Here is a 10,817-nt window from a genome sequence, read left to right as displayed (position 1 = left end):
ATTCAACTTTGGGGGCTACCCGCATGGCCTGGCTCCTTTTGGGGATCATCGTGAATCGATGAAATCCCAGCCAGATTTTAAGCTTCATCAAGAATAAAACACTACACTAGATGCTATTTTGTATGGAAAAAGAAATTCCAGAAAACGTCATGACCGCCTTCGAATGGCTGGGCGGTGAAGACAGAGTGCGCGCGCTGGTCGAGCGTTTTTACGACCTCATGGATTTGGAGCCGGACTATGCCGAGCTGCGTGCCGTGCACGGCAGCGACCTGGACGGCGCGCGGCAAAAGCTGTTCTGGTTTTTGTGCGGCTGGCTCGGCGGCCCCGCGTACTACACCGAGCGCTTCGGCCACCCGCGGCTGCGCGCACGCCACTTGCCTTTTGCCATCGGCATCAAAGAGCGCGACCAGTGGGTCGCTTGCATGGGCCAGGCGATGCGCGAAACCGGTGTGCCCGAGGCGCTGCGCGCGCGCTTGCACGAGAGCTTCATGAACACGGCCGACTGGATGCGCAACAAGAGCGGCTGAGTCGCTGCGTCGCGCACGTGCTTGTGTGCTGCAGCGCCGCTGTGGCAAGCTCGGCCCATCTTTCTTGCTTTTCAGGAGACAGCCCATGACCCAAGCCACGAACGAGCCCGCCCCCCCCAGAACCATCAAATACTACTGGGAAGACCTGCCGGTGGGTACCACGCTCGAACTCGGCAGCGTAACGCCCACACGTGAGGAGATCATTGCGTTTGCCAAGCAGTACGATCCGCAACCCTTTCACATCGACGATGCGGCGGCCGCGCAGTCGGTGTTTGGCAAGCTCTGTGCAAGCGGCTGGCACACCTGCAGCCTGGCGATGCGGCTCACGGTCGATCATTTTCTGGGGCAGGCGGCTGGGCTGGGCTCGCCGGGGCTGGACAACCTGCGCTGGCTCAAACCGGTGTTCCCCGGCGACACGCTCACGCTGCGCCTGCACATCATCGAGGCGCGCCCCATGGGCTCACGCCCCGACGTAGGCCTGGCCCGCGCCAAGTGGGAGATGTTCAATCAACATGGCGAAGTGGTGCTGACCATGGAAGGCTCGGTAATGTTTCGCCGACGCTCGCCTGCGACGCAGGGCTGAATTTGCGGGAGGCCGGGTTTTCAGGTCGGCCGCTCAGGGGCCGTTCAGGTCGGTCGTTCAGGTCGGTCGTTCAGGTCGGTCGTTCAGGTCGGTCGTTCAGGTCGGTCGTTCAGGTCGGTCGCAGCGACAGGCTATAATTCGCAGCTACGGTGGCTGTAGCTCAGTTGGTAGAGTCCAGGATTGTGATTCCTGTCGTCGTGGGTTCGAGTCCCATCAGCCACCCCAACTGACACAAGAAAACCCAACTATCGAAAAGGTAGTTGGGTTTTTTTCTTTTTTGCCCCTTTCCCCCTTGTGTATCCTGCGCAAGAAGCTCATTGTTTGGTAGCAACCGGCATTTGCATGCAGTCGTTGATCGGCGGCTCGCTGCCGCGTGGCGGCAGGTCGGGGTCTTGCAGGCACGCGCGTGGCACGGGTTGCCAGCGGCCGGCGATGTTTTTGAGCAATTGGCTCACGGCCGCGAGCTGGCGGTTTTGCACGCCGAGCACCGTGGTTTCGCTCGTGAACACGCTCGTTTGCGCCGTCACCACGTTGAGATAGCCCACGGTGCCGGCGCGGTACTGGGCCAGCGTGATGGCCAGGGTTTTGCGCGCGGCGGCGAGCGCTTCTTGCTGCAGGGCCAACTCCTGCTGCAGTTGGCGTGCGAGCACGAGGTTGTCCTCCACCTCCTGCAGCGCCGTGAGCACGGTTTGGCGGTAGGTGGCGGTGGCTTGCTCGGCCGTGGCGCGGGCTTGGGCGCTGGCGAGCTTGCGCTGCCCGCCGTCGAGCCAGGCCTGCGAGATGCTGGGCCCGAGTGACCACAGGCGCGCGGGCGCGCTCAGCAGGTTGGCGAGCGTGGAGCGCCGAAAGCCCGCGTCCGCCGAGAGCGTGAGCGCAGGGAAGAAGGCCGCGTCGGCGGCGCCGATCTGCGCGTAGGCCGCGGCGACGCGCTGCTGCGCCGCGGCAATGTCGGGGCGGCGCTGCAGCAGGGTGGCGGGCAGCAGCGGCGGCAGCGCAGGCACGGCGGGCAGGGTGGCCGTGGCTGCGAGCTCGAAGGCCGCGGGCGCCTGACCGAGCAGCACGGCGAGCGCGTGTTCGAGCTGCGCGCGCTGCGCCACCATGTCGGCGCGCTGCGCCTGCGCGCTTTGCAGCTGGGTTTGTGCCTGCAGCACGTCGGTGCGTGCGGCCACGCCTTGGGCGTAGCGCGCCTGCGTCAAGGCGAGCGCGCGTTCGTAGCTCTGCACCGTGCGTTCGAGCAGCGCGAGCTGCGCTTCGGCCGTGCGCAGCGAGAAATAGCTTTGTGCCAGCAGGGCTTGCACCGACAGGCGCGCCGCGGCGAGGTCGTCGGCGCTCGCCTGGAGCTGCGCGGCGGCGCCGCGGCTGCTTTGTTCGAGGCGCCCCCAGAGGTCCAGCTCCCAGCTCGCGCTCGCCGTGAGTGAGACGCTGTTGGCAGGGTTGCCGACGCTGCCTGCGCTTGCGCCCAGGTTGCCCGTGCCGTTACCCGTGGTGGGACTTGCGCTGCGGCTGGCGCCGAAATCCGTGGACAGGCTTGGTGCCATGGCGCTGCGGCTCGCGGCGAGTACGGCGCGCGCGTTTGCGACGGCGGCGACGGCGCTTTGCAGCGTTGTGTTGCCCACGAGCACTTGCGCCTCGAGCGCATCGAGCGTGGGGTCGGCAAAAAGCTGCCACCAGGCGTCGGGCACGGGCGCGGTGGCCGGCGCGCGTTGCCACAAGCTTGCATCACCCGCGGCAGCGCCCGAGCGCTCCTGCGGCGGTGCGTCCTGCGCTTGCGCTTCCTTGAAGTGCGCCGGGGCTTGCAGCGGCGCGGGTGGGGTGACCTGCGTGACGCTGCAGGCCGAGAGCGCGAGCAAGGTGCAGACAACCGTGAGGCCCACGAGGCCGCGCTTGGGCGTGGCAGCGCATGCGAAAAACGGCGATGGAGGCGGGCGCAGGCGGTGGTTCATGGCAGCGGTGCAGCGGTTGGGGAAAGTGCGGCTTGCGGCTTGCGGCGCAGTTTGTCCATCAGCACGAAGACCACGGGCGTGGTGTAGAGCGTGAGCAGCTGGCTCAGGATCAGCCCGCCGACGATTGCGATGCCCAGCGGCTGGCGCAGCTCGGCCCCGTCACCGCGGCCGAGTGCGAGCGGCACGGCGCCCAAAATCGCGGCGCAGGTGGTCATGAGGATGGGGCGCAGGCGCAGCTGGGCCGCGCGAAAAATCGCGGCTCCCGGCGTCGTGAGGCCATGGCGTTGGCGTTCGATCGCGAAGTCGATCATCATGATCGCGTTCTTCTTGACGATGCCGATCAGCAAAATCACGCCGATCAGCGCGATGATGGAAAACTCAGTGCGAAACAGCATCAGCGCGAGCAGCGCCCCCACGCCCGCCGAGGGCAGCGTGGAGAGGATGGTTACGGGGTGGATCAGGCTTTCGTACAGGATGCCGAGCACCAGGTAGATGGCCACGAGCGCCGCGGCGATGAGCAGCGGCTGCGACGCAAGCGACTCTTGAAACGCGCTCGCCGTGCCCTGAAAGCTCGCGCGCACCGTGGCCGGCAGCCCGAGCTGCGTGGTGGCACGCTGGATCGCCGCCGTGGCCTGCGACAGCGACACGCCCAGCGGCAGGTTGAAGCTGATGGTCGAAGCCGGTGCGCCGCTTTGGTGGTTGACCGCGAGCGGGGTGTTGGTGGCCTCGAGGCGCGCGATTTGCGTGAGCGGCACCTGCGCGCCGCTGCTGCTCGTGAAATACAAATGCTGCAGCGTTTGCGGGCTTTGCAGGTGCTCTGGGGCGAGCTCCATCACCACCCAGTATTGGTTCAGCGGGTTGTAGATCACGCTGATCTGGCGCTGCCCGAAGGCGTCGTTGAGGGTGCTGTCTATGGCTGCCACGCTCACACCCAGGCGCGTGGCGGCGTCGCGGTCTATGACCAGCGAGGTTTGCAAGCCTTTTTCCTGCTGGTCGGTGTTCACGTCGGCCAGCTCGGGCAGGCGCGCGAGCGCACTGCGCACGCGCGGCTCCCAGGCGCGCAGTGTGGCCGTGTCGTCGGCCTGCAGTGTGAACTGGTATTGCGCGTTCGAGGAGCGCCCGCCCATGCGGATGTCCTGCACGGGAACGAAATACAGCTGCGCACCGGGCTCGTGCGCAAGGCGCTTGCGCAGGCGCGCGATCACCGCATCGACGGGCAGCTTGCGTTCGGCCAGCGGCTTGAGCGTGATGAAAAACATCGCCGTATTGCGCTGTCCGCCGCCGGTGTAGCCACTCACCGCAGCGACGGCCGGGTCGGACTGCACCAGCGCCATGAAGCGTTCGACGCGCGTGCGCATGATCTGGAACGAACTGCTCTGGTCGGCCTGCACGCTGCCGATCAGCGAGCCCGTGTCCTGCTGCGGAAAGAACGTTTTGGGGATCACCGCGTACAGGTAGATGTTGAGCGCGATCACGCCCAGCAGCGCGAGCACGGCGACGAGCGGGTGGCGCAAAGTCCAGGCAAGCGTGCGGCGGTAGCCGCGTGTGAGCGCGCGGCCCAGCGCCTGGCTCCAGCCGTCCCAGCGCCGCGCGCGCAGCGCAAACAAACCGCGGCCGGCACCGTGACCGTGACTTTGGGGCTGCGCCGAGGCTGTGGCTGCGCCGCTTTGCCGCGCGCGCGGCCGCAGCCACTGCGCGGCGAGCATGGGCGTGGTGGTCAGCGACACGGCCATGGACACGAGGATGGCTGTCGAGAGCACCACGGCGAATTCCCGAAACAACCGCCCGACGATGCCGCCCATGAGCAGCAGCGGGATGAACACGGCGATCAGGCTCAGCGAGATCGACACCACGGTAAAGCCGATTTCGCGCGCGCCCAGCAGCGCCGCCGCGCGCGGTGCGAGGCCGCGCTCAACGTGGCGCATGATGTTTTCGAGCACCACGATGGCGTCATCGACGACGAAGCCCGTGGCCACGGTGAGCGCCATGGCCGAAAGGTTGTCCAGGCTGTAGCCGCACAGATACATCACGCCGAAGGTGCCCGCGAGCGAGGTCGGCACGGCGATCGCGGGGATCAGGGTGGCGCGCCAGCTGCGCAGAAACAATAGCACCACGAGCACCACGAGGCCGACCGAGATCGCCATCGCGCGCTCGACCTCGCGCAGCGAGGCGCGGATCGTGGGCGTGCGGTCGCTGACCACGCTCAGCGTGATCGCCGGGGGAATGGAGGCTTGCAGGTGCGGCAGCAGGGCGCGTACGCGCTGCACCGTTTCGATGACGTTCGCGCCCGGTTGCTTGAGGATGAACAAGGTGATGGCTGGTTTGCCGTTCGTGAGACCGAAGTTGCGCACGTCCTGCACCGAATCCTGCACCTCGGCCACGTCGCGCAGGCGCACGGCGGCGCCGTCGCGGTAGCGCAGCAGCACGGGTGCGTAGTCGGCCGCGCGCTGGGCTTGGTCGTTCGCGGCGATCTGCCAGCTGCGCGTTTCATCCTCCACGCTGCCCTTGGGGCGGCGCGCGTTGGTCGCGGTGAGCGCAAGGCGCACCTGGTCGAGCGCGATGCCTTGCGCGGCGAGCTTGTCGGGGTCGAGCTCCACGCGCACCGCGGGCAGGGCGCCGCCGCCGATGTTGACCTGGCCCACGCCATCGACCTGCGCGAGCCGCTGCGCGAGCACCGTGGAGGCCGCGTCGTACATCTGGCCGCGCGTGAGCGTGTCCGAGGTCAGCGACAGCACCATGATGGGCGCACCGGCCGGGTTCACCTTGCGGTAGGTGGGGTTGCTCGGCATGCCGCTGGGCAGCAGGGTGCGCGCAGCGTTGATCGCGGCCTGCACGTCGCGCGCGGCACCGTCGATGTCGCGGTTCAGATCGAACTGCAGCGTGATGCGCGTATTGCCGAGCGACGAGCTCGAAGTGATTTCGTTCACGCCGGCGATGTTGCCGAGCACGCGCTCGAGCGGCGTGGCCACCGTTGCCGCCATGGTGTCGGGGCTCGCACCGGGCAGCGAAGCGCTGACCGAGATCGTCGGAAAATCCACCTGCGGCAGCGGCGCGATCGGCAGCAGCCCAAAGCCGAGCAAACCCGCGAGCATCACGCCCAGCGTGAGCAGCGTGGTCGCCACCGGCCGGGCGATGAACGGCGCGCTGAGGTTCACGGCTGCGCTCCGCCCGCCTGCGCTGCGTCATCGCTCTGGTGCCGCCAGGCGTTCCAGCGCTGCTGCAGCCGCGCAAAGCCCAGATAGATCACGGGCGTGGTAAAGAGCGTGAGCAGCTGGCTCACGATCAGGCCGCCCACCATGGTCACGCCCAGCGGGTGGCGCAACTCATGGCCCGCGCCCGTGCCCAGCATCAGCGGCAGCGCGCCGAGCAGCGCCGCGAGCGTCGTCATCAGAATCGGGCGAAAGCGCAGCAGGCAGGCCTGGTGGATGGCCTGGCGCGGCGGCAGACCCTGCAGGCGCTCGGCTTCGAGCGCGAAGTCGATCATCATGATCGCGTTCTTTTTGACGATGCCGATCAAGAGCACAATGCCGATCACGGCCACCACGCCGAGGTCCTGGCGCATCAGCAAGAGCGCGAGCAGCGCGCCCAGCCCCGCCGAGGGCAGCGTGGAGAGGATGGTCAGCGGGTGGATGTAGCTCTCATAGAGCACGCCGAGCACGATGTACATGGTCACCACGGCCGCGAGGATCAGCAGCAGCGTGCTGCTGAGCGAGGCGCTGAAGGCGGCAGCCGCACCCTGGAAGCTGGTTTCCACGCTCGCAGGCAGCTGCAGGCGTGCCTGCGCCGCTTCGATGGCCGCCACCGCGGGCCCGAGCGCAGCGCCCGGCGCGAGGTTGAACGACACCGTGGCCGCGGGAAATTGCGCCACGTGCTGGATTGCGAGCGCCGCGGGGCGCTCCAGCACGTGCGCGACCGAACGCAGTGGCACTTGCACCGTGCGCGTGCTGCCGTCCGCAGCCAAGGCCGTGCCGGGCACGTAAAGACCGTCGAGCGCACGCGGGCCGCTGCGCTGGCCCTCGGGTGCTTCGAGCACGACGCGGTACTGGCTGGTCTGGGTGTAAATGGTCGAAATCAGGCGCTGCCCGAACGCGTCGTACAGCGCAGCGTCTATCGCCGCCACCGTCACGCCCAGGCGGCCCGCGGCTTCGCGGTCGATTTCGACGTAGGCCTGCAGGCCCGCGTCCTGCAAGTCGCTGGTCACGTCGGCAAGCTCGGGCAACGCGCGCAGCGCGTCCAGCAGGCGCGTGTTCGCGAGCGCGAGGTCTTGCGCATTGGGCGAACTCAGCAGGAACTGGTACTGCGTTTTGGAGACGCGGTCTTCGATGGTCAAGTCCTGCACGGGCTGGAAGTACGCCGTGATGCCCGGCACATGCGCCGTGCGCGCACGCAGGCGCTCGACGATTTGCGTGGCCGAGGCCGTGCGCTGCGCGAAGGGTTTGAGCGTGATCTGCATGCGCCCGCTGTTGAGCGTGGCGTTCGCACCATCGACACCAATGAAAGAGCTCAAATGCTCCACGTCCGGCTCGCGCAGGATCGCGTCGGCCAGCGCCTGTTGGCGCGTGGACATGGCCGTGAACGAGGTGCTTTGCGTGGCCTCGGTCACGACCTGGATCAGCCCCGTGTCCTGCACCGGGAAAAACCCCTTGGGTACGGCAAGGTAGAGCAGCCCCGTGAGCGCAAGCGTGGCCGCGAACACGAGCAAGGTGCTGCCCGGGTGGTCGAGCACCCATTCGAGTGCGCGGTCGTAGCCTTGCACCAGGCGCTCGAACTGGCGCGTGCTCCAGGCGCCGATGCGCCCCGGTGCGTGCGCTTGCGCGGGGCGCAGCAGGCGCGCGCTCATCATGGGCGTGAGCGTGAGCGAGACGACGGCCGAGATCAGGATCGCCACGGCGAGCGTGATCGCGAATTCATGGAACAGCCGCCCGACCACGTCACCCATGAAAAGTAGCGGGATCAGCACGGCGATCAGCGAGATCGTCAGCGAGATGATGGTGAAGCCGATCTGCTGCGCCCCTTTGCGCGCGGCTTGCAGCGGCGTGTCGCCGGCCTCGACGAAGCGCGCGATGTTTTCGATCATCACGATCGCGTCATCGACCACGAAGCCCGTGGAGATCACGAGCGCCATGAGCGTGAGGTTGTTGATCGAAAAGCCCGCGAGGTAGATCACGCCGAAGGTGCCCACGAGCGCGAGCGGCACGGCCACGCTCGGGATCACGGTGGCGCTCGCGCTGCGCAGGAACAGAAAAATCACGAGCACCACGAGCGCCACCGAAAACAGCAGCTCGACCTTGGTGTCATCGACCGAGGCGCGTATGGTCACGGTGCGGTCGGCGATCACCTGCACGTCAACCGCCGCAGGCAGGCCCGCCTGCAGGCGCGGCAGCAGCGCCTTGACGCGATCGACGGTCTGGATCACGTTCGCGCCCGGCTGGCGCTGCACGTTCACGATCACGCCCGGCATGCGGTCGAACCAGGCCGCGAGGCGGATGTTCTCGGCGCCATCGACCGTGCCGGCCACGTCCTTGAGACGCAGCGCGCGGCCGTCCTTCCAGGCGAGGATGAGGTTTTCATAGTCGGCTGCGGACTGCAGCTGGTCGTTCGCGTCGATGGTGCTCGCGCGCAGTGGCCCGTCGAAGCTGCCCTTGGCCTGGCTCACGTTGCTCGCGGCGATGGCACTGCGCAGGTCTTCGAGCGACAGGCCCGCCGCAGCGAGCTTTTGCGGATCGGCCTGGATGCGCACGGCCGGGCGCTGCCCGCCCGCGATGCTCACGAGCCCCACGCCCTCGACCTGCGAGAGCTTGGGGGCGAGCTGGTTTTCGACGAGCTGGTGCACCTGGATCAGCGGCAGCGTGCGCGAGGTCACGGCGATGGTAAGCACGGGCGCATCGGCGGGATTGACCTTGCTATAGACCGGCGGCATGGGCAAATCGGTGGGCAGCAGGTTGCTGGCCGCGTTGATCGCCGCCTGCACTTCCTGCTCGGCCACGTCGAGCGCCAAGCCGAGCGAAAAGCGCAGCGTGATGACCGAGGCGCCGCCCGAGCTCATGCTGCTCATCTGGTTGAGCCCCGGCATCTGGCCGAACTGGCGCTCCAGCGGCGCCGTGACGGTGCTCGACATCACCTCGGGGCTCGCGCCGGGGTAGAGCGTGGTGACCTGGATGGTCGGGTAATCGACCTCTGGCAGCGCCGAAACCGGCATGAGCCGGTACGCGAGCAAACCCGCGAGAAAGATCGCCAGCATGAGCAGCGCGGTCGCCACCGGCCGGTCGATGAAGATGCGCGACGGATTCATGGCGCGCTGGTCGCGTTGCGCTGGCCGCTCGTGCTGCCACTGGACGCCATGCTCTGCGTGCGGCGATGACCTTTGCCTGTCGTTGCGTTGCCTGACTGCAGGGCCGATGGCGTAGCGGGCGATGTCGCCGGCGCCACGACCTCGACTTTGGCGCCTTCGCGCAGCCGGTCAGTGCCATCGACGACCACGCGCTCGCCGGGTTGCAGCGCGCCTTGCACGCCCGTCCAGCCGCCGTCGCTCGGGCCGGGCTGCACGTTGCGCACATGCACCGTGCCGTCGGCGCCTACCACATAGACGTAAAAGCCTTGCGCGCCGCGCAGCACTGCGGCCTGCGGCACGGCCAGCGCCTGCGGCAGTTGGCCGAGCTCGAGCACGACGTTCACTGACTGGTTCGGAAAGAGCGCGTCGTCCTGGTTAGGAAACAAAGCCTTGACCTTGATGGTGTCGGTGCTGGTGTCTATGGCGTTGTCCATGGTCGCCACCGTCCCCACGGCGAGCGGCTTTTTGCCGCCGCCGCGTTCCCAGGCTTCGACGGTCAGCGCTTTATGGGCATTCAATTGGGCGCTAAGCGCCGCCAGATGTGCCGAAGGGACTGCGAAAAGAAGAGCAATCGGGCGCGTCTGGGTGATGCTTACGATGCCGTTGGCGTCCGAGGTCTGCACGATGTTGCCGAGGTCTGCCTGCTTGAGCCCCACGCGCCCGCTGATCGGCGCCGTGACGCGCGTGTACGAAAGCTGCAGCCGCGCGTTCTGCACGGCGCCCTGGTCGGCGCGTACCGTGCCGTCGAGCTGGCGCACCAGCGCTTCCTGGGTGTCGAGCTGCTGCTTGGCGACGGCGTCCTGGCGCAGCAGTTCGCGGTAACGCGCCAAATCCATGCGCGCGTTGTCGAGCTGCGCCTGGTCGCGCGCGAGCGTGCCTTCGGCCTGGCGCAGGCTCGCTTCGAAACTGCGCGGGTCGATCTGCGCGAGCTGTTGCCCCTGCGTGACCTGCTCGCCTTCTTTGAAGTGCAGGCTCTGCAGCACCCCGCTGACCTGCGCGCGCACCACCGCGGTGTTGAGTGCCGTGATCGTGCCTATGGTCTGCACGGTAATGCGCAGGTCACGCCGCTGCACGGTCTGCACGGAAACGGGTTGGGGTAGCTGCATGCCACCCATGCCTCTACCTTTTTTACCAGTCGCTGGGCCGGCAGCGGCAGCGCCCGCATCGTCGCTGGACTTCGGCGCCTGGCTTTTCCAGCGCCAAACGGCACCGCTTGCAAGCACGACGGCGAGCAGCACAATCCAAGGCCAACGTTTGCGCCGGCGTGGCGGTTTTGCGGAGATAGGCAAAGGGGCGGACGGCGCAGCGGTCGATTCGGGCATGGTGCGTGCGAGAGAAAACTCCAGGCTCCGCAATGGTTTGCGGCGTCGCTACTATAGATGCCGCCCTTGTCAGCGCGGCAAAGGCAGTGCTTCTTTTCAGTAAAGAGAATC

Annotated in this window: 6 protein-coding genes and 1 tRNA gene; 3 read left to right on the top strand and 4 right to left on the bottom strand. The window is 67.3% G+C overall.

Annotation, left to right across the window (positions count from 1 at the left end; all coding sequences use genetic code 11):
• Nucleotides 1-122: 122 nt before the first annotated feature.
• The 3 genes from DFR45_RS13145 to DFR45_RS13135 all read left to right on the top strand — a co-directional run bounded on the left by DFR45_RS13145 (nucleotide 123) and on the right by DFR45_RS13135 (nucleotide 1,335).
• Nucleotides 123-527 (top strand): group II truncated hemoglobin, encoded by a 405-nt coding sequence (locus tag DFR45_RS13145; protein ID WP_114484204.1) that lies wholly within the window; start codon nucleotides 123-125, stop codon nucleotides 525-527.
• Nucleotides 528-612: 85 nt separating this feature from the next.
• The gene (locus DFR45_RS13140) at nucleotides 613-1,110 is read left to right on the top strand and encodes a MaoC family dehydratase (RefSeq protein WP_114484203.1); all 498 of its coding nucleotides are present in this window, start codon (nucleotides 613-615) and stop codon (nucleotides 1,108-1,110) included.
• A gap of 149 nt (nucleotides 1,111-1,259) precedes the next feature.
• Nucleotides 1,260-1,335, top strand: a tRNA-His gene (locus tag DFR45_RS13135).
• An 89-nt stretch (nucleotides 1,336-1,424) separates the two neighbouring features.
• On the opposite strand, the gene DFR45_RS13130 is transcribed toward DFR45_RS13135, so the two are convergent.
• Genes DFR45_RS13130 through DFR45_RS13115 form a run of 4 tightly spaced genes read right to left on the bottom strand, consistent with a single transcriptional unit; the run spans nucleotide 1,425 to nucleotide 10,706 of the window.
• Entirely contained in the window at nucleotides 1,425-3,053 is a 1,629-nt protein-coding gene (locus DFR45_RS13130) for an efflux transporter outer membrane subunit (protein ID WP_114484202.1), read from the bottom strand.
• Complete coding sequence (locus DFR45_RS13125; RefSeq protein WP_114484201.1) at nucleotides 3,050-6,208, bottom strand: efflux RND transporter permease subunit; 3,159 nt, start codon at nucleotides 6,206-6,208, stop codon at nucleotides 3,050-3,052. Before DFR45_RS13125 ends, DFR45_RS13130 begins: the two co-directional genes overlap by 4 nt.
• On the bottom strand, nucleotides 6,205-9,345 hold the full coding sequence (locus tag DFR45_RS13120; protein ID WP_114484200.1) for a multidrug efflux RND transporter permease subunit: 3,141 nt from the start codon (nucleotides 9,343-9,345) through the stop codon (nucleotides 6,205-6,207). Before DFR45_RS13120 ends, DFR45_RS13125 begins: the two co-directional genes overlap by 4 nt.
• Nucleotides 9,342-10,706, bottom strand: a complete 1,365-nt coding sequence (locus DFR45_RS13115) for an MdtA/MuxA family multidrug efflux RND transporter periplasmic adaptor subunit (RefSeq protein ID WP_114484199.1) — start codon at nucleotides 10,704-10,706, stop codon at nucleotides 9,342-9,344. Before DFR45_RS13115 ends, DFR45_RS13120 begins: the two co-directional genes overlap by 4 nt.
• Between the last annotated feature and the right edge of the window lie 111 nt (nucleotides 10,707-10,817).

Source organism: Extensimonas vulgaris, from assembly GCF_003337425.1.
GTDB classification, from domain to species: domain Bacteria; phylum Pseudomonadota; class Gammaproteobacteria; order Burkholderiales; family Burkholderiaceae_C; genus Extensimonas; species Extensimonas vulgaris.
This window is presented reverse-complemented; position numbering and strand designations above follow the sequence as displayed.

Bases quoted from the DNA above. Each gene is read 5' to 3' on its own strand.
- DFR45_RS13145 (WP_114484204.1), top strand. From the start codon at position 123: ATGGAAAAAGAAATTCCAGAAAACGTCATGACCGCCTTCGAATGGCTG.
- DFR45_RS13140 (WP_114484203.1), top strand. From the start codon at position 613: ATGACCCAAGCCACGAACGAGCCCGCCCCCCCCAGAACCATCAAATAC.
- DFR45_RS13130 (WP_114484202.1), bottom strand. From the start codon at position 3,053: ATGAACCACCGCCTGCGCCCGCCTCCATCGCCGTTTTTCGCATGCGCT.
- DFR45_RS13120 (WP_114484200.1), bottom strand. From the start codon at position 9,345: ATGAATCCGTCGCGCATCTTCATCGACCGGCCGGTGGCGACCGCGCTG.
- DFR45_RS13115 (WP_114484199.1), bottom strand. From the start codon at position 10,706: ATGCCCGAATCGACCGCTGCGCCGTCCGCCCCTTTGCCTATCTCCGCA.